Source organism: Cupriavidus sp. 05N39 (genome assembly GCF_056397325.1).
This window is the reverse complement of the sequence record NZ_JBFTNE010000026.1, coordinates 64,674-82,773: the sequence shown is the minus strand read 5'-3', so window position 1 is coordinate 82,773 and position 18,100 is coordinate 64,674. Positions and strand designations below refer to the sequence as shown.

General features: G+C 66.6%; 15 protein-coding genes. 10 read left to right on the top strand and 5 right to left on the bottom strand.

Features of this window, described 5'->3' with window-relative positions; all coding sequences use genetic code 11:
• Window positions 1–5 precede the first annotated feature (5 nt).
• Window positions 6–1,340 (top strand): flagellar hook-length control protein FliK, encoded by a 1,335-nt coding sequence (gene fliK, locus AC1DN0_RS14790; RefSeq protein WP_477145815.1) that lies wholly within the window; start codon window positions 6–8, stop codon window positions 1,338–1,340.
• Window positions 1,341–1,348: 8 nt separating this feature from the next.
• Entirely contained in the window at window positions 1,349–1,663 is a 315-nt protein-coding gene (locus AC1DN0_RS14785; RefSeq protein WP_441636491.1) for an EscU/YscU/HrcU family type III secretion system export apparatus switch protein, read from the top strand.
• A 187-nt stretch (window positions 1,664–1,850) separates the two neighbouring features.
• Here the strand turns inward: AC1DN0_RS14785 and fliE are convergent, their stop codons facing one another.
• A complete protein-coding gene (fliE, locus tag AC1DN0_RS14780; protein WP_441636484.1) occupies window positions 1,851–2,174 on the bottom strand; it encodes a flagellar hook-basal body complex protein FliE in 324 nt (107 codons plus the stop codon).
• Window positions 2,175–2,684: 510 nt separating this feature from the next.
• On the opposite strand from fliE, the gene fliF reads away from it, so the two are divergent.
• From fliF to alkB, 7 genes are all read left to right on the top strand, one after another.
• Complete coding sequence (fliF, locus tag AC1DN0_RS14775) at window positions 2,685–4,400, top strand: flagellar basal-body MS-ring/collar protein FliF (protein ID WP_477145814.1); 1,716 nt, start codon at window positions 2,685–2,687, stop codon at window positions 4,398–4,400.
• Window positions 4,390–5,382: a flagellar motor switch protein FliG gene (gene fliG, locus AC1DN0_RS14770; RefSeq protein WP_441636487.1), complete on the top strand. Its 993-nt coding sequence runs from the start codon at window positions 4,390–4,392 to the stop codon at window positions 5,380–5,382. The genes fliF and fliG overlap by 11 nt, the downstream gene beginning before the upstream one ends.
• A complete protein-coding gene (gene fliH / locus AC1DN0_RS14765) occupies window positions 5,369–6,214 on the top strand; it encodes a flagellar assembly protein FliH (RefSeq protein WP_477145813.1) in 846 nt (281 codons plus the stop codon). The genes fliG and fliH overlap by 14 nt, the downstream gene beginning before the upstream one ends.
• Complete coding sequence (gene fliI / locus AC1DN0_RS14760) at window positions 6,207–7,706, top strand: flagellar protein export ATPase FliI (RefSeq protein ID WP_477145812.1); 1,500 nt, start codon at window positions 6,207–6,209, stop codon at window positions 7,704–7,706. Before fliH ends, fliI begins: the two co-directional genes overlap by 8 nt.
• Entirely contained in the window at window positions 7,699–8,154 is a 456-nt protein-coding gene (gene fliJ, locus AC1DN0_RS14755; protein ID WP_441637677.1) for a flagellar export protein FliJ, read from the top strand. The genes fliI and fliJ overlap by 8 nt, the downstream gene beginning before the upstream one ends.
• Window positions 8,155–8,180: 26 nt before the next feature.
• On the top strand, window positions 8,181–9,605 hold the full coding sequence (locus AC1DN0_RS14750) for a flagellar hook-length control protein FliK (RefSeq protein WP_477145811.1): 1,425 nt from the start codon (window positions 8,181–8,183) through the stop codon (window positions 9,603–9,605).
• A gap of 118 nt (window positions 9,606–9,723) precedes the next feature.
• Entirely contained in the window at window positions 9,724–10,377 is a 654-nt protein-coding gene (alkB, locus tag AC1DN0_RS14745; RefSeq protein WP_441636212.1) for a DNA oxidative demethylase AlkB, read from the top strand.
• A gap of 24 nt (window positions 10,378–10,401) precedes the next feature.
• On the opposite strand, the gene AC1DN0_RS14740 is transcribed toward alkB, so the two are convergent.
• The 4 genes from AC1DN0_RS14740 to AC1DN0_RS14725 form a co-directional block, all read right to left on the bottom strand.
• Complete coding sequence (locus AC1DN0_RS14740) at window positions 10,402–11,691, bottom strand: DUF1444 domain-containing protein (protein ID WP_441636214.1); 1,290 nt, start codon at window positions 11,689–11,691, stop codon at window positions 10,402–10,404.
• Between the two features lie 75 nt (window positions 11,692–11,766).
• Entirely contained in the window at window positions 11,767–12,210 is a 444-nt protein-coding gene (locus AC1DN0_RS14735; protein ID WP_441636216.1) for a thioesterase family protein, read from the bottom strand.
• Window positions 12,211–13,197: 987 nt separating this feature from the next.
• Entirely contained in the window at window positions 13,198–15,783 is a 2,586-nt protein-coding gene (acnB, locus tag AC1DN0_RS14730) for a bifunctional aconitate hydratase 2/2-methylisocitrate dehydratase (protein WP_477145810.1), read from the bottom strand.
• Between the two features lie 170 nt (window positions 15,784–15,953).
• Window positions 15,954–16,865, bottom strand: coding sequence for a LysR family transcriptional regulator (locus AC1DN0_RS14725; protein ID WP_441636220.1), 912 nt, complete (start codon window positions 16,863–16,865; stop codon window positions 15,954–15,956).
• A 218-nt stretch (window positions 16,866–17,083) separates the two neighbouring features.
• Between AC1DN0_RS14725 and catA the strand changes: the two genes are divergently transcribed.
• Window positions 17,084–17,998, top strand: coding sequence for a catechol 1,2-dioxygenase (gene catA, locus AC1DN0_RS14720; RefSeq protein WP_441636221.1), 915 nt, complete (start codon window positions 17,084–17,086; stop codon window positions 17,996–17,998).
• Window positions 17,999–18,100 lie beyond the last annotated feature (102 nt).

The window sequence follows — 18,100 nt, the reverse complement described above, 5'->3', positions numbered from 1 at the left end:
TTGCCATGACCGGCATCCCCATCTCGCCGGACCCGGCAGCCCTCCTGCGCGGCGCAGACCCGCAAGGGCTGCGCAATGCGCTCTCGGTCTCCAAGCTGGAGGCCCTGCTGCCCACCGGCAAGATTGCCCCTGGCGAAAGCCAGACCGCCGGCGGCGGCACGATTCAAGGCCGCGGCGTCGATGCGCTGCAGTCGGATACGGCCGCAGCCGGGCGAAGCGCTCAGACCGGCTCGACGCGCGAAACGCTCAGTTTTGCCGCACGCACCATTCTCGACCTGCTTGACCGTACCGACGCGCAGCCCGCACGGGCCGCGGCCCMAATGCTGCCGTCGCCCGCCGGCGCACCGAATCCGGCCACAGTGCGCGCCGCCCTGGCCGGACTGGTCCAGCACAGCGGCCTCTTCTACGAAAGCCACCTGGCCGAGTGGGTCAGCGGAAACCGTCCTCTGGCCGACGTGCTGAAGGCACCCCAGGCTGCTTTCAATCAACCGAGGCCGGGCGAGCCGCCCCTGGCCGGCAATCCCGCCCCGCAGCAGCCCGTCCAGGCACAGCCGGTGTTGCTGCTGCCGGCGCCGGCGGCTTACACCGCGAGCACGGCGCAACTGGCCGGGGCCACGTTGCCCAACCCTGCGGGAGCAGTTCCAGCAGAGGCCGCGGTTACGGAAGACACCGGGGGCAACCCGGTTCCAGTCAGGCATGGCGCGGCGCACAGCAACGGCACACCGGACAACTCGCCGCCAGCCAGCCTTGCCATTCCGCCGCACGCGCGCGAAGCTGCCCGGATTGCCACGCTGGCAAACCACGCCGCCCAGGCCTACCAGGCGGCGGCCCAGGATGCGAGTGACAGCGGCCGCAGCCATCGTGCCGAGACGCATAGTGTTATGCGCGCCTTCGATAGCAGCGAGGCCGCCAACCACGCGAGCAACAACCCGCAGTCCAGTCCCGTGGTGCACCCCGGCACCGAGGGCACCGTACGCCAGCAGCTGGAGCTGCTGGCCAGCCAGCAGTTCCGCTGGGTTGGCGAAGCCTGGCCGGGCACGCCCATGGACTGGGAAATCCGCCGTGGCGATAAAGACGAAAGCAGTGGCGCGCAGGCTGGCCAGGCCGCCTGGTCGACATGCCTGCTGCTCACCCTGCCATCCCTGGGCACGGTGGAAGCGCGCCTGTGGCTAAACGGCACCGGCCTGGAAGCGCGCGTGGTCACACCGGACTCCGGCGTCGCCAGCCGCCTTAACGACGCGCGCAGCGAACTATCCAGCAATATGTCGGCCAATGGACTCGTATTGATGCGGCTGAACGTGGAGACCGGCGTGCCGGCGAAGCCGGGAAGCGGAGCATGAGCAACGATATGCCGGCCGAACCGGGAAGCACCAACACCTACAGCAGCAATAGCGATGGCAACCCGCAACGCGGCGCCGCGATTGCCCTATCCTACGCGGCCGACGATTCGGCGCCGCGCGTGGTGGCCAAGGGCTACGGCGTGGTGGCGGAGTCCATCATTGCGCGCGCACGCGAATCTGGCGTCTACGTGCACGACTCGCCGGCACTCGTCAGCTTGCTGATGCAAGTCGATCTCGATTCCCATATTCCGCCACAGCTTTATGTCGCCGTAGCGGAACTGCTGGCCTGGCTGTACAGGCTGGAACGAGGAGAGGCCGCCTGAGCGGTGGCCGTTGGCAAGCTCTGGTGCTCCTCCTTAGCATCGCCATTTGCTTCTCATCACCAAAGCAAAAAGGCGGACCGCGCCGGATCTGTATCCGGCTGGTCCGCCTTTCAATTTGCCTGGCGCCGCCACGCCGCCCGTGGGCAGCATGGCAACAGGCGCGCAATAGCGCGCGCCCGAYGCTTGCTCAGACAGTCATATTCATCATTTCCTGATAAGCCGCCGTCAACCGGTTCCTTACCTGCACCCCAGTCTGGAACGACACATTGGCCTTCTGCATATCGATCATCACGTCGTTGAGCGAAACGCCGGGCTTGCCCAGTTCAAACGCCTCGGCCTGGCCGTAGGCATGCTCCTGCACGCTGCTGATGCGTGCCAGCGAGCGCTGCAGTTCACCGGCGAAGCTGCCCGGCGAGGCGGCGAACGCAGCGTGGCTTTCCTGCCCGGTGGCGCTCTGGGCCAGCCCGCGCAATTGCTGCAACATGCCGTCGATAGAAGAGATGGTAGTCATGGCGATCCGCTTGGAACCCGCCCCGCCCTGGCCAGCCGAAGCCCGCCCCGGGGGAAACCGGTTCGAAAATGAGTCATTAAGGGTTGCGCCGGGCACCCGCCCGGGCCGCTGCCGGCAAACCTGGCGCCATGCGCCGCCTATGCCACAAATACCGCATCCGCACGCGCCGCCTGTGCCAGCCCCCGAAGCGTACTCGCGGCGCCGTCTGGGCCATTGCGGGAATTCGGGTGGAAAACGAGGCCTATTCGCCGGATTGTCGGCAGCCGCCTTGGATGATGATCGATACCGTGCCGAATCTGGGATGCCGCTGTCTTTACGCGCCCTGTCCGGACCCGAATCTCATCAACTATCGCGGGGAGTACGCGTGTTTTGTCAGCAGCGTGATCTTAGCCATGCCGAAGCCAGGGTTAGCCAGGCATGCCGGGGTGGACAGGGCAGCCAGAGCGGCGCCCGCCATCCGGCCCAGCCGGTCCTGGCCCATGCCGGCCCGGCCATGACGGGGACGCGCGCATGAACGCCGTGACAGCCCTGTCGAACAAATCCGAGCTGTTCGCGCGTCTAAAGACCAATCCGCGCCTGCCCCTGATGCTGGGTGGCGCGGCTCTTGCCGCGGCCATCGCGGTCGGGGTGCTGTGGTCGCGTGCGCCGGACTACAAGGTGCTCTACAGCAACCTGTCCGAGCGGGACGGCGGTGCCGTCATCGCCTCCCTGCAGCAAATGAACGTGCCGTACAAGTTCGCCGAAGGCGGCGGTGCGGTGATGGTGCCCTCCGAGAAAGTCCACGAGACCCGGCTGCGCCTGGCTTCGCAAGGCCTGCCCAAGAGCGGCACCACCGGCATGGAGCTGATGGATACGCAGAAGTTCGGCATCAGCCAGTTTGCCGAGCAAGTCAACTATCAGCGCGGCCTGGAGGGCGAGCTGGCCCGCTCGATCGAGTCGATCGCCGCGGTGCAGTCGGCGCGCGTGCACCTGGCCATTCCCAAGCCCACGCTGTTCGTGCGCGATCGCCAGAAGCCGACCGCTTCGGTGGTGCTGCAGCTCTATCCGGGCCGYGCCRTCGACGACGGCCAGGTGGCCGCGATCGGCCACCTGGTCTCGTCCAGCGTGCCGGAACTCACGCCGAAGTCGATCTCCATCGTCGACCAGCACGGCAACCTGCTGTCGGGCAGCGGCACCAACGAGCGCATGCTCGATGCCGGCCAGATCAAGTACGTGCAGGCGCTGGAGCGCAACTACGCGCAGCGTGTGGAAGCCATCCTGGCGCCGATCCTCGGCCAGGACAATGTGAAGGCGCAAGTCACCGCCGACGTGGATTTCTCCATCGTCGAGCACACCGACGAGTCCTTCAAGCCTAACCAGGACCCCACCCGCGCCGCCATCCGCAGCCAGCAGTCCAGCGAATCGAGCCAGCAAGGCGCGGCGCCGGTCGGCGGCGTGCCGGGCGCGCTGTCCAACCAGCCGCCCGCGCCGGCCACGGCACCGATCGCCACGGCCCAGCCGCCGCGGCCGGGGCAGCCGAACCAGCCAGGACAGCAGCCGGGACAGCAAGGCCAGCAGGCTCAGCCCGGCCAGGCCCAGGCCGGCGCCACCGCCACGGCCCAGACCGGCCCAAGCAGCAGCCGCCACGACGCCACCACCAACTACGAACTCGACCGCACCGTGCGCCATGTGCAGCAAGCACCGGGCGGCGTGAAGCGCCTGTCGGTGGCGGTGGTGGTGAACTACCGCCAGAAGGCCGGCGCCAACGGCAAGATCGTGTCCGAAGCCCTGCCCGCCGCGCAGCTTGCCCAGATCGAGAACCTGACCAAGGAAGCGATGGGCTTCTCGGCCGACCGGGGCGACTCGCTCAACGTGGTCRACAGCCCGTTCACCGCGGATACCGACATCAAGCCGGAACTGCCGCTGTGGAAGCAGCCCGAGATGATCGCGCTGGCCAAGACCGGTGCGGGTTACCTGCTGCTGGCCCTGCTGGCGCTGTTCGTGTGGTTCAAGGTGGCACGCCCGGTGCTGCGCAAGTACACCGCGCCGCCGCTGCCGCCGCCACAGGAAAAAACCGACAGCAACGAAGCCATCTTGCTGCCGCCTGAAGAGCCGGCCAATCCGGAAGTCCTGCGGCTCGCCGCTAAATATGAAAGCGATCTCGCCCTGGTGCGTGACGCCGCGCAACGCGACCCGCGCCTGGTTGCCAGTGTGATCAAGAACTGGATGTCAAGCGATGACCGATGAAGGATTGCAGAAGAGCGCCATCCTGATGATGTCGCTCGGTGAAGATGCCGCAGCGGAAGTATTCAAGCACCTCGGCCCGCGCGAGGTGCAGAGCCTGGGCGCGGCGATGGCCACGCTCAACTCGGTGACGCGCGAGCAGATGTCCTCGGTGCTGGCCGAGTTCCGCGCGGAAACCGAACAGTACCTCGCGCTCAACGTCGATTCGAGCGCCTTTATCCGCAGCGTGCTGAACAAGGCGCTGGGCGAGGAACGCGCGCTGTCGGTGATCGAGGACATCCTCGAATCGCGCGACCCGGGCGCCGGCATCGATTCGCTGAACTGGATGGATTCCACCTCGGTGGCCGAACTGATCCGCGACGAACACCCGCAGATCATCGCCACCATCCTGATCCACCTGGACCGGCAGAAGTCGTCCGAGATCGTCGGCATGTTCACCGAGCGCCTGCGCCAGGACGTGATCCTGCGGATCGCCACCTTCGGCGGTGTGCAGCCGGGGGCGCTGCAGGAGCTGACCGACGTGCTGACCAAGCTGCTGGCGGGCCAGAGCCTCAAGCGCAGCCGCATGGGCGGCGTACGCACGGCAGCCGAGATCATCAACCTGATGAGCACGGCCCACGAAGAAGCGGTGATGGAAGGCGTGCGCCTGCACGACGCCGACCTCGCGCAGAAGATCATCGACGAAATGTTCCTGTTCGAGAACCTGCTCGAAGTGGACGACCGCGGCATCCAGCGGGTGCTCAAGGAAGTGGCCACGGAATCGCTCATCGTCGCGCTCAAGGGCGCGCCGGTGGAACTGCGCGACAAGTTCATCCGCAATATGTCGACCCGCGCCGGCGAAATGCTGCGCGAAGACCTCGAAGCGCTGGGCCCGGTACGGGTCTCGCAGGTCGAGGCCGAACAGAAGAACATCCTCCAGGTGGTAAGACGCCTGGCCGAAGCCGGCGAAGTTGTAATCGGTGGTGGCGACGATGCCTACGTCTGAACGTGCCCTGCGCCAGTTCCGCGACCTTGCCGCGGACAGCGACTACGTCGAAACACGCGGCGACCAGCGCGGCAACGCCGGCGGGCGCCGCGGCGCGGGCAACCGCGCCACGCCACGGGAGACCGGCTTCGAGTGCTTTGCCGCGCCGGCGGACCGCAGCGAGCAAAAGAACGGCTGGCAGCGCTGGCAGATGGTGTCGCTGGATCCACGCAAGGCCGAGCCGGAGCCGACCGAGTTCCTGCCCTTCGAGCCGGCGCCGCCGCCGATCGACTTTGCCGCGCTCGACGCCATGCGCGAAGGCGCGCGCAAGGAAGGCTACGCCCAGGGCTATACCCAGGGCCAGACCCAGGGCTACGGCGACGGCCACCRCGAAGGTTATGCGCGCGGCCTCGAAGGCGCCCGCAGCGAAGCCTCCCACCTGCAACAACTCGCCGCGACCTTCAGCCACGCGCTTGGACGCGTGGACGAAGAAGTGGCCCAGACCCTGATCGCCCTGGCGCTGGATGTGGCGCGCCATCTCGTGCAGCAGGCCGTGCTGGCGGATCCCGCCATCTTGTTGCCCGCGGTGCGCGAACTGCTGGCGGCCGAGCCGGCGCTGTCGGGCTCGCCCTGCCTGCTGCTCAATCCGGACGACGTCGCGCTGGTGGAAACCCACCTGGCCGGCGAGCTGCAAGCCGCCGGCTGGAGCGTGCGCGCCGACCCGGCGGTGGCGCGCGGCGGCTGCGTGGCGAGCGCCGCCAGCGGCGAGCTCGATGCCACGCTGTCCACGCGCTGGAGCCGCGTGGTCAAGGCGCTTGGGCGCGACGACCCGTGGGAGCCGCCCCATGCCTGATAGCGCGGCCCGTAAGGACTTCACTACGGACTTCACTGCGGACTTCACCGCGGACTTCACCGCTGCCGGCGTGCCGGGCCTGCATGGCCAGCGCTGGCGCGACGCGCTCACCGCGGCCTCGGCCGGCATTGCCGAGATCGACAGCAAGCGCAGTTGCGGCCGCCTCACCCGCGCCGCCGGCCTGGTGCTGGAAGCCGTGGGCCTGCGCCTGCCGGTGGGCAGCGACTGCCTGATCGAACTGCCCGGCGGCCAGATGTCCGGCAAGCCCTCCGGCCCGCGCCTGGCCGAGGCGGAAGTGGTCGGCTTCGGCGCCGACCGGCTTTACCTGATGCCGCAGTCCGACGTGGTGGGCCTGGTGCCCGGCGCGCGCGTCTATCCGCTCGAACCCACGCCATTGCCCAGCGGCGACACCACCCCGCGCGAACCGGGCTCGAAACGCCTGCCCGTGGGTGAAGGCCTGCTCGGGCGCGTGCTCGATGCGGCCGGGCGTCCGCTGGACGGGCTAGGCCCCATCACCGCGGCCACCGAGGTCACGCTTGGCGGCACGCAGATCAACCCGCTGTCGCGCGCGCCCATCGAAACCGTGCTGGACGTGGGCGTACGCGCCATCAACGGCATGCTTACCGTGGGCCGCGGGCAGCGCATGGGCTTGTTCGCCGGCTCCGGTGTGGGCAAGAGCGTGTTGCTGGGCATGATGGCGCGCTACACCAGCGCCGAAGTGATCGTGGTCGGCCTGATCGGCGAGCGCGGCCGCGAAGTGAAAGACTTCATCGAGAACATCCTGGGACCGGAGGGGCGCGCGCGCTCCGTGGTGGTGGCCGCGCCGGCCGACACCTCGCCGCTGCTGCGCATGCAGGGCGCCTCCTATGCCACGCGCCTGGCCGAGTATTTCCGCGACCAGGGCCGCCATGTGCTGCTGATCATGGACTCGCTCACGCGCTATGCCATGGCCCAGCGCGAGATCGCGCTGGCCATCGGAGAGCCGCCCGCCACCAAGGGCTATCCGCCCTCGGTGTTCGCCAAGCTGCCSRCCCTGGTSGAGCGCRCCGGCAACGGCCCCGAAGGCGGCGGCTCGATCACCGCCTTCTACACGGTGCTGACCGAGGGCGATGACCAGCAGGACCCGATCGCGGATTCCGCGCGCGCCATTCTCGACGGCCATATCGTGCTGTCGCGCAGCCTGGCGGAATCCGGCCACTACCCTGCCATCGACGTGGAGGCCTCGATCAGCCGTGCCATGACGGCGCTGATCGAGCCGCCGCAGTTTGCCTCGGTGCGGCGCTTCAAGCAACTGATGTCGCGCTACCAGCGCAACCGCGACCTGATCAGCGTGGGCGCCTATGTGCCGGGCAACGATCCGGAACTGGATCTCGCCATCCACCTGCATCCGCAGATGGAAGCATTCCTTCAGCAGGACATCCACGAGCGCGCCGGCTACGGCGACTCGATCGGCCAGTTGCATAGTCTCTTCCAACGGAGTGAACATGGCTAAGCCATCTGCATTGAATACCTTGGCCGACCTGGCCCAGAACGATACGGATGCCGCCGCGCGCGAGCTGGGCCGGCTGCAAGGCCTGCGCAACCAGGCGGAGCAGCAACTGGCCGCGCTCACCCAGTACCGGCAGGAATACCGCGAGCGCATGCAGGCCATCGCGCAAGACGGCATGACCTCCACGCGCTGGCAGGACTTTGCGCAGTTCCTGGCCTCGCTCGATACCGCCATTCGCCAGCAGACGGAATCGCTGGCCAGGGCCGAGGCGCAGTTGCTCGCCGGGCGCGCCAACTGGCAGCAGCACAAACGCCGCCAGAACTCATTCGACACCCTGATTACCCGCGCGGAGACGCGCGAACACCTAGCCGGCACGCGTCGCGAACAACGCGACACCGACGAATACGCCGCCCGCGCGGCCCGCCTGCAAGTCGCGGGCCGCCACCGCTAAGCCGCCCAGCAAGACCGAATCCCAACATGATCGATATCAGCCAGATTGTCAGCAATGCCGCCAGCACGGCGGCCTCCTCGCGCAACGCCAACAACGCCGGCGGCGCCGATGCGAAGCCGCAGGGGTTCGGCGATGCGCTGGCGCGCGCCCGCAGCGAGGACCGCACCAGCAGCAACCAGAGCGCCGGCAGCAATCAATGCGCCGACAGTGCCCCTGCCCGCGCCGACGCAAACGGCAAGGATGGCGCCGCCGCCGACAACGGTCCTGCCCAAGCCACGCAAGCCACGCAAGGCAATGCGGTAGCTGCCAAGCCGGACCCCCCCGCCACTTCCGCCGCCGCTGCGCTTGCCGCCCTGCTGGCGCCACAAGCGGCCCAGCCTGCCACGCCGGCAGCCAACGGCGCGCAAACTGCCGCGGCCGGACTGCCTGGCACGGCTGCCCTGGCCACCCAGGCCGGCCTGAAGGACCTGAAGGCCCCCGCCCTGGCCACTACCGCAACCACCACGCCCGACGCCGCCGCACCGGCAAGCTCGGCGGCAGCCGATACGCTGGCCACCATCGCCTCCCAGCGCGCCGCGCTGCAGCCCGCGCCGCAAACCCCGGCCAGCACCCAGGCCGCGGCCACGGACAAGCCGGCTGCCACGCCGGCCGGCGACGCTGCCAAGGCCAGCCCGGACCTGGCCGCCAGCCTCGCGGCTGCAATGGCGGGCCAGCAAGCCGGCAAGGGACAGTCCGGCGCCGGGCAGCAGGACACCGCCGGCCAGCCGTACAAGGCCCAGCTCCAGCTTGGTGAAGCCAGCAAGGACAGCAAGCCTCAGGTTGCCGCCACCGCCGCGCCAGCCAACCCGATGCAACTGGCCGCAGCCACGCGCGCCGCCGAGCCGGCCAGCACGGAAGCCGCGCCCGCCGGCGTGACCGCCACGCCGATGATGGCCGCCAGCACCATGGCCGCGAGCCAGGCGCCCACCACCGGCGGCCTGCCGCCAGCCACCTCGCTGCCGATCGCCCCGCCGGTAGGCGACGGCCAGTGGCCGCAAGCGCTCGGCCAGCAGATGGTGCGCCTGTCGACCCAGGGCAACCACACCGCCGAGTTGCAGCTCAACCCGCCCGATCTCGGCCCGCTCAAGGTCGTGCTCAACGTCGTCAACGACCAGGCCCAGGCCCAGTTCGTCTCGCCCCACGCGGCCGTGCGTGCCGCCGTCGAAGCAGCGCTGCCGCAGTTGCGCACCGCGCTGGCGGACAACGGCATCCAGCTTGGCCAGACCTCGGTCGGCGCCGACAGCTTTGCCGGCCAGGCCGGCAACGGTCAGCAGCAACAGCAACGCCAGCCCGGCAGCCCGCAAAGCGGCTTCGGCACGCTGGCAGGCGCCACCACGGCGCCTGTCAATGCCGGCCCCGCCGCGCCGGTGGCACGCACCCTCGCGCGCGGCGAGGTCGACACCTTCGCCTGACCGGACGCGAGCGACGGGGGCTGCGGCGCCTATGCCGCAACCCCCGCAGCAGCCACGCGCGTTCGCGCTTACCATGTCGTTTTAGCGCAGGGCTGCAGCGCCCGCCCGCCAGAACGCCATGACCTTTGACCTGTTCGATTCCCTGCCGCAAGACGCACCCCATGCCGAGCCGATCGTGCCCGGCGCGGTGGTATTGCGCGGCTTCGCGCGCGAGCATGACCAGAACCTGCTGGACGCCGTGCGCGGCATTGCCGCGCAAGCGCCATGGCGCCACCTCATCACGCCGGGCGGCCTGCGCATGTCGGTGGCCATGACCAACTGCGGCCCGTTTGGCTGGGTCTCGGATCTCACAGGCTACCGCTACGAAGCGGCCGATCCACTTAGCGGCCAGCCATGGCCGGCCATGCCGGCGGCGTTCCTGTCCCTGGCGCGCGAAGCCGCCGCCACTGCCGGCTTTGCGGATTTCGTGCCGGACGCCTGCCTGCTCAACCGTTACGCGCCCGGCACCCGCCTCTCCCTGCACCAGGACCGCGACGAGCTCGACCTGCGCGCGCCGATCGTCTCGGTTTCGCTCGGCCTGCCCGCCATATTCCTGTTCGGCGGCCTGCGGCGCGCCGAGCGCCCGCTACGCGTGCGGCTGGCGCATGGCGACGTGGTGGTTTGGGGCGGCCCAGCGCGCCTGGCGTTCCATGGCATCGCGCCGCTGGCGGACGGCGACCACGCGCTGCTGGGGCGCGAGCGGATCAACCTGACCTTCCGCAAGACACGCTAGCGGGCGACGCGGCGCCAGTCCCCGTCAGCCCACTTCATCGAGCAGCGCCAGGCGGCTTTCGTCGGGGAAGGCCCGTACGCGGTACCTGACGGGATAAAGCGCTTCTTCCTCGACCAGATCGCCAAGCAGCGCCAGCGCCTGCTGCCATGCCACCACCCGCGTCTTCCCCGGGGCATCGTCGGCATCGGGCCACACCAGGGCGATGCGGTCCGTGCGCGGCAGCGAGGTGTCCACGCCGCAGGTCCAGGTGGCGACCGAAAACGAGGCCACGGGATCGTCCTGCTGGCCGTAGAGCAGGTAACTCGCCAGGAACACACCGGCGCCGGCGTGCTCGTTCAGGCGATCGATGGCAGCCTTCTGCGTGTCGTATTCTTCCTTTTGGTACAGCCGCTTGAGGTGGGCAAGATGCCGTGCCGCCTGCGCGCCGGCCGGCACGAAATGCGACACGTCCGGGCCAGACGGCACGGCGTGCGCCGCGTGCCAGGCGTCTCCGGGCCCGTAGCGGAACATGGCAGGCGAGATCGTGCGGCCCTGCCGCGAAGCCTGCAGGCTCAGCTCCACCATGTGCAACTGCCCCGCTTCGTCCTGGTCGCCGGTCACCAGCAGTACCTCGCGGGTGGGCAACATGAACACCGGGCGGCCGCGCACCGGCACCCGCTGCAGCACATCCGGCAGCAGCGCGCGGCTGGCCTCGTAGCCATCGCTCCAGGCGCCCTGGTACACGCCCTGGGCCACCTGCACGAAGGCCTCGGCGGTGTGGTCGCGCAGGTTGTCGGCCGCGATCCGCAGCGCCTGGTCCAGGCTCAGTTGCCAGGAGGCGGAGGGGCCGTTCAACAGGGTCGAGGTGGTTTCCGGGTAGTCCACCGCCAAGAGGATCACGCAATCGTCGCCGAAGGGCAGGCAGGCGGACTGGAAGCTCGAGGCATCGCCCTCGGTGCGCATGTGATGCAGCCGGATTTCATCGATCAGCGAGCGGCTGCGGATCAGCGGGCGGAGCATGGGGCCGGCCTCCGACAGCAAGGCTGGCGTAGCCTGGCCGCTGGAGCACAAGGTCGCCACGAAGCTGTGCAGCGCCTTGTCGCGCTGTGCGCCGCGCGTCTCGCAATACGCCCGGTAGGCATTGTGGAGGTTGAAAAAGGCATTGCGCCCGTGCTCCAGCCGGAACTCGTCCGCGTTGAATTCCAGGCGGCCCTCGAAACCCTGGCGCCTGGCCGCGGCAATGAAATACGCCGCGAAACGGTCCGGCGGCGGCTTGCGCAGGAAGAGCGAATCGAAGAAACCCATGACGATGGCGTGGCGCGGATAGCATTGCACACACCTTACCCCATGTCGCGCGTGTGCCGCGCGGCCGGCACGCCCGGCTATGCGGCCTGCCGCGCTAACCCGGCCTCAGTCGACCCAGTTGACCTTGGCAAATTTCCGCGAGAACGCTTCCGGCATCGGCACCACCTTCTTGATCTGGTAGTTGAAAAAGACAAAACCGGACTTGGCCATCGCCACCAGCGCCTGGTCATGCGGGCGCGTGATGCGGAAAGCGATGTCGCCACCGTATCGATTGAAATCCATCACCCCGACTTCGAACAGCAACTGGTCGCGGGCGTGCGCCTCGTTGCGGTAGGTAGTGGCGAGGTCGCTGACGATGATGCCGACGCCGTCGCCCTGGGTTTCCTGGATGCCGAACTCGAAGAGGAAACGGGCGCGTGCCTCGGAGATCATCGAGATCATCGAGTCGTTGCCGAGGTGGTTGGCTGAGTTTATATCGGTGACGCGCACCGTGAGGTGGGTGGAGTAGCAGTATTGGTCTTCGGGGAATTCGAGTTTTAGGCGGGCCATGATGCTAAGGGGGGATTTAGGTGAGGTTTTATCCGCATTATGTGCGATTGTTCAGGTTGGTGCAGTGTTAATGGTTTGGCGCTGGCTGTTGGGAATTATGTGTTTTGGATTCTTGGAATAGGTGGTGAATCGGTGGAGTTTTAATGTTATTTGGTTTTTTTGGGGCGGTGTTGGTCGTTGAACCCAAAGGAATACGACATCCCCCTGCGGGGGACGCCGGTCACTCTTCTTTGCTTCGGCAAAGAAGACTAACGAGAAGAAAGCCGACCCTGCCGGGGGCAGAGCAATCAGGCTATTTCGCGTTGTTGGTTTCGTCGTGCGGCCAGCAGTTCTGCTAGCTTCTGCCGCTACCAGCTTGCAGGGTCACGAATCTGCCAATTTCCGGGATTCGTGGTGCGGCCCCCGGTAGCGGAATCCTTGCCCATTCGGCCATCTGCCGTTACCAGCGCGAAGCACCACGACACATCGCCTGCCAATGGTTTCGTGGTGGGGCGGGCGCGGTGGTGAAGACCTCGGGCATATCACCCGGTGCCACCGCGCCCACGACGGAACCGGTGCGCCTGCAACTTCGTGGGCGGCCACTACGCGAGCGACAGACGGCTTGAAGCAAGTGATGTCTGCTACCGGGGGTCGCACCACGAATCCCGGAAGCTGGCAGATTCGTGGTCAGTCAAGCCGGTACCGGCAGAAGCCCGCCGGCACTCCGGGCCGCACGACGAAACCATCGATATCCGAAAGCCTTATTGCTCTGCCCCCGGCAGGGTCGGCTTTCTTCTCGTTAGTCTTCTTTGCCGAAGCAAAGAAGAGTGACCGGCGTCCCCCGCAGGGGGATGTCGTATTCCTTTGGGTGCAACGGCCAACACCGCCCCCAAAAAAACCAAATGCCCTCAAAAAAGGAGCACCCCGCCATGAACACCGCCAATAAACCATAAAAGAAAGGCCCCGCAAGGGGCCTTCCAAAACGTACCTATCGAAAACCAGTACCGCTTACAGCGTCACCGTATCCGCCACATCCTTAAAGTCTTCGATCTGATCGAAGTTCATGTACTTGTAGATCTTGTCGCCATTGGCATTCAGCACACCCATATCCGACATGTACTCTTCCTTCGTCGGAATACGCCCCAGACGCGAGCAGATCGCCGCCAGCTCAGCCGAACCCAGATACACATTGGTATTCTTGCCAAGACGATTCGGGAAGTTACGCGTGCTGGTCGACATCACCGTAGCGCCTTCGCGCACCTGTGCCTGGTTACCCATGCACAGCGAGCAACCCGGCATTTCCGTACGGGCGCCTGCCGTACCGAACACGCCGTAGTGGCCTTCTTCGGTCAGTTGCTTGGCATCCATCTTGGTCGGCGGTGCAACCCACAGCTTGACCGGGATATCGCGCTTGCCTTCGAGCAGCTTGGAAGCCGCCCGGAAGTGGCCGATGTTGGTCATGCACGAACCGATGAAGACTTCGTCGATCTTGGCGCCTGCCACTTCCGACAGGGTCTTGACATCATCCGGGTCGTTCGGGCAAGCCAAGATGGGCTCATGCACGTCGGCCAGGTCGATCTCGATCACCGCSGCGTATTCGGCRTCGGCATCCGGCTCCAGCAGYTYCGGRTYGGCCAGCCAGGCTTCCATGGCCTGGATACGGCGCGACAGGCTGCGCGGGTCCTGGTAGCCCTCGGCGATCATCCACTTCAGCAGCGTGATGTTGCTGTTGATGTATTCGATGATCGGTTCCTTGTTCAGGCGCACCGAGCAACCGGCAGCCGAACGTTCGGCGGACGCGTCGGAGAGTTCGAATGCTTGCTCGACCTTCAGGTCGGGCAGGCCTTCGATTTCCAGGACACGGCCCGAGAAGATGTTCTTCTTGCCTTGCTTGGCCACGGTCAGCAGGCCCGACTTGATCGCGTACAGCGGAATCGCGTTGACCAGGTCGCGCAGCGTGACGCCCGGCTGCATCTTGCCCTTGAAGCGCACCAGCACGGATTCCGGCATGTCCAGCGGCATCACGCCAGTGGCAGCCGCGAAAGCCACCAGGCCCGAACCTGCGGGGAAGCTGATGCCGATCGGGAAACGGGTGTGCGAGTCGCCGCCGGTGCCGACGGTGTCCGGCAGCAGCATGCGGTTCAGCCACGAGTGGATCACGCCGTCGCCCGGGCGCAGCGAAATGCCGCCACGGGTGCTGATGAACTGCGGCAGCGTGTGGTGGGTCTTGACGTCGACCGGCTTCGGATAGGCGGCGGTGTGGCAGAACGACTGCATCACCAGGTCGGCCGAGAAGCCCAGGCAAGCCAGGTCCTTCAGCTCGTCGCGCGTCATCGGGCCGGTGGTGTCCTGCGAGCCCACCGAAGTCATCTTCGGTTCGCAGTACGTGCCCGGGCGGATACCCTTGCCTTCTTCCAGGCCGCAGGCGCGGCCAACCATCTTCTGGGCCAGGGTGAATCCCTTGCCGGTGTCGGCCGGGTTGTGCGGCAGGYGGAACAGCGTGGACGGAGCCAGGCCGAGCGCTTCGCGGGCCTTGGCGGTCAGGCCACGGCCGACGATCAGGGGAATACGGCCGCCGGCGCGCACTTCGTCGAACAGCACGTCGGATTTCACGGTGAATTCAGCGACGACCGCGCCGTTCTTCAGGGCCTTGCCGTCATAGGGACGCAGCTCGATCACGTCGCCCATTTCCATGCTGGACACGTCCAGCTCGATCGGCAGCGCGCCGGCGTCTTCCATGGTGTTGTAGAAGATCGGGGCAATCTTGCTGCCCAGGCACACGCCGCCGAAGCGCTTGTTCGGCACGAAGGGGATGTCTTCGCCGGTGAACCACAGCACCGAGTTGGTGGCGGACTTGCGCGAGGAGCCGGTACCGACCACGTCACCCACGTAGGCGACCAGATTGCCCTTTTCCTTCAGCGATTCGATGAACTTGACCGGGCCGCGCTTGCCGTCTTCTTCCGGGGTGATGCCGGGGCGCGCGTTCTTCAGCATGGCCAGCGCGTGCAGCGGGATGTCCGGGCGGGTGGTGGCGTCCGGGGCCGGCGACAGATCGTCGGTGTTGGTTTCGCCGGTGACCTTGAACACGGTCACGGTCAGGCTTTGCGGCACTTCCGGACGGCTGGTGAACCACTCGGCGTCGGCCCAGCTTTGCAGCACGGCCTTGGCGTTGGCGTTGCCCTTGTCGGCCTTTTCCTTGACGTCATGGAAGGCGTCGAACATCAGCAGCGTCTTCTTGAGCGCTTCGGCGGCAACGGTGCCGATCTCGGCATCGTCCAGCAGTTCGATCAGCGGGGAGATGTTGTAGCCGCCCAGCATGGTGCCCAGCAGCTCGGCTGCCTTGGCACGCGAAATCAGCGGGCAGGCTTCCTTGCCCAGTGCGACGGCGGCCAGGTACGAGGCCTTGACCTTGGCGGCGTCGTCCACGCCGGCCGGCACGCGGTGCGTGATCAGGTCGACCAGGACCTGCTCTTCACCCGCAGGGGGCGCTTTCAGCAATTCGATCAGTTCCGCAGTCTGCTTGGCGGTCAGCGGCAGAGGGGGAATGCCGAGCGCGGCGCGTTCGGCAACATGGGCGCGATAGTTTTCAAGCATGGGAACCTGCGGAGTAATAGGGTTGCAAAAACCGGTTGTGCCGCGATTTTAAATGGAAGTGCGTTTTAGGTCAAACGTCTTATATCTTATATAAGAGTTGACAAGGTAAAACCCAATAAAATCAAGCCCCTCCCCATCCAGGCAGCAACCTCTGCGCATTGGATCTGTTCCTAGCCCGGCGGCAGGAAATCCAGCCTCTCCTCTTCGTACAGCCGGTAGATCATGTCGAGCATGGCGCTGATCTCCTCGGTCTCATCGAGGCTGCGCGTGCTCATGATGATAGGCGACACCAGGTTGGGATCGTCCAGCTCCTTGTAGCTGATGTCGTCCCGCTTGAGGCCGTGCACGCTGCTCGGGACGATCGAAATACCCTCCCCCGCCGCCACCAGCCCCAATGCGATCTGCAGTTCGCGCGCCTCATGGATGCGCCCCGGCTGCAGGGCGCGGTCATGGAATGCCGCCAGCACCTGGTCGGCATAGCTGGGACGGGGCGCCTTGGGAAAGATGATCAGGGTCTCGCCCAGCAGGTCGTGCAGCGAGAGTACCGGCCTGACCAGCGAGAGCGGATGCCCGACCGGCAGCGCCACGATCATGCGCTCCTCGCGCAGCACAACCCGGCGCACATTCGGGTCCTCGTGCCGTATGCGGCCAAACCCCACGTCGATGGTGCCCTGCTTGAGCGCCGCGATCTGGTCCATGGTGGTCATCTCATGCAGGCTGAGTTCAATCTCCGGGTGCTCAGTCCTGAAGCGCCGGATGATCTTGGGCAGCATGCCGTACAGCGTCGAGCCGACAAAGCCGACCGACATCTTCCGCTCGATCTGCCCCACCCGCCGGGTCATCGACTCCAGTTCCGCGGCCTGCGCCAGCAACTGCAGGGCATGCGCGTAGAAAAAGCGCCCGGCCTCGGTCAGCCTGAGCGGCCGCGCGTTGCGCTCGAACAGTTGCACCCCCAACCCCTCTTCCAGCTGCTGGATCTGCCGGCTCAGCGGCGGCTGCGCGATATGCAGCCGCTCGGCAGCGCGAGTGAAGTTGAGTTCCTCCGCGACGGCGACAAAGTAACGTAAGTGACGCAAGTCCAAAGCCATACCTTTTAAGTATTCAGCCAATACTAAAACAGTGTTGGACCACCAAATTCAGCGCTCCTATTCTTCGCACCAGGCCGTGACAATGATTTTTTATACCTTTTTGGCATTTTAGTTCGAATCACGCCGCCATGCCGGAAGCCAATGCAAGGCCACATGAATGGCGCCTTGCAAGACGGGCCCCACCCAGAAAACCAGAGACAAGGAGCAGACAAATGACTCACCCGGAAATCGAAGCGCTGGTGAAAGCGTTCATCGTCGACACCGCCAAGGGCAATGTCGACGCCCGCGTGCAAAGCGTGGTGGCCCGCCTGACCGCCGACCTGTTCAAGGCCATCGAGGACCTTGACCTGAGCGCCAGCGAAGTCTGGAAGGGCATCGAATATTTCGCCGAAGCCGGCCCGGAGCTTGGCCTGCTGGCCGCCGGCCTTGGCCTGGAGCGTTTCCTGGACATCCGCGCCGACGAAGCCGAGGCGAAGGCCGGCCTGAGCGGCGGCACACCGCGCACCATCGAGGGTCCCCTGTACGTGGCGGGCGCACCGGCCAGCGAAGGCTTCGCCCGGCTGGACGACGGCAGCGAGGACGGCAAGGGCGAGGTCCTGTTCATGCAGGGCACGGTGCATGACGCCAACGGCAAGCCGCTGCCCGGCGCCTCGGTGGAGGTCTGGCATGCCAACCTGCTTGGCAATTACTCGTTCTTCGACAAGACCCAGTCGGACTTCAACCTGCGCCGCACCATCGTGACCGACGGCGAGGGCCGCTACCAGTTCCGCAGCAACGTGCCGATGGGCTACGGCTGCCCGCCGCAAGGCACCACCCAGCGGCTGCTGGACCTGCTGGGCCGTCACGGACGCCGGCCTGCCCACATCCACTTCTTTGTCTCGGCCCCCGGCCATCGCAAGCTGACCACCCAGATCAATATCGACGGCGACGAATACCTGTGGGACGACTTCGCCTTCGCCAGCCGCGAGGGGCTGGTGCCGGCCGTCAGGCATATCGACGCCCCGGAGGAACTTGCCAAACGCGGCCTGGGCAAGCCGTTTGCCTCCATCGATTTCGACTTCCGCCTGTACGGCGAATGCGCCGCGGCGCCGGCGCCGGAAGTGGAGCGCAAGCGCGCCGCCGCGTAAGCCCCCCCCAAGACAGGAAAGACGTAGCCGGCGCACCTGCCGGCCGCCGCAGCCACATCAGGGCCGCCCTGAGGACACCTCACGGCCCGGCGCATCCGCACG

Coding starts and splice junctions, on each gene's coding strand:
- fliE (WP_441636484.1), bottom strand. CDS start 2,174: ATGACTACCATCTCTTCTATCGACGGCATGTTGCAGCAATTGCGCGGG.
- AC1DN0_RS14750 (WP_477145811.1), top strand. CDS start 8,181: ATGATCGATATCAGCCAGATTGTCAGCAATGCCGCCAGCACGGCGGCC.
- catA (WP_441636221.1), top strand. CDS start 17,084: ATGACTCACCCGGAAATCGAAGCGCTGGTGAAAGCGTTCATCGTCGAC.
- fliG (WP_441636487.1), top strand. CDS start 4,390: ATGACCGATGAAGGATTGCAGAAGAGCGCCATCCTGATGATGTCGCTC.
- AC1DN0_RS14735 (WP_441636216.1), bottom strand. CDS start 12,210: ATGGCCCGCCTAAAACTCGAATTCCCCGAAGACCAATACTGCTACTCC.
- AC1DN0_RS14785 (WP_441636491.1), top strand. CDS start 1,349: ATGCCGGCCGAACCGGGAAGCACCAACACCTACAGCAGCAATAGCGAT.
- fliJ (WP_441637677.1), top strand. CDS start 7,699: ATGGCTAAGCCATCTGCATTGAATACCTTGGCCGACCTGGCCCAGAAC.
- alkB (WP_441636212.1), top strand. CDS start 9,724: ATGACCTTTGACCTGTTCGATTCCCTGCCGCAAGACGCACCCCATGCC.